The sequence below is a fragment of the Nocardia abscessus NBRC 100374 genome (assembly GCF_000308455.1).
Taxonomy (GTDB): domain Bacteria; phylum Actinomycetota; class Actinomycetes; order Mycobacteriales; family Mycobacteriaceae; genus Nocardia; species Nocardia abscessus.
The window spans coordinates 1-275 of record NZ_BAFP01000012.1; the positions used below are offsets into that span (position 1 = coordinate 1).

1 pseudogene is annotated in these 275 nt (G+C 68.0%); it reads left to right on the plus strand.

Annotation, left to right across the window (positions count from 1 at the left end):
* Positions 1–275 (plus strand): annotated as a pseudogene (locus ON19_RS02720) (4-hydroxy-2-oxovalerate aldolase); the annotation flags it as partial.

The following is a 275-nucleotide window of genomic DNA, read 5'->3' on the forward strand; positions in this document are numbered from 1 at the left end:
TCGATTTCTTCGCCATCGCCGACGCCGCCGAAGACGTCGTCCGCCCGGCCATGCCGCAGGAATGTCTGCTCGACCGCCAGGCCCTGATGATGGGCTACGCGGGCGTCTACTCCAGCTTCCTCAAGCACGCCGAACGCCAAGCCGAGCGTTACGGCGTCTCGGCCGCCGAGATGCTCGTGCGCGCGGGCAAGCGCAAGCTCGTCGGCGGGCAGGAGGACCAGCTGATCGACATCGCGCTGGAACTGCAGCGGGAGAAGGCGACCGTCTCCGCCTGA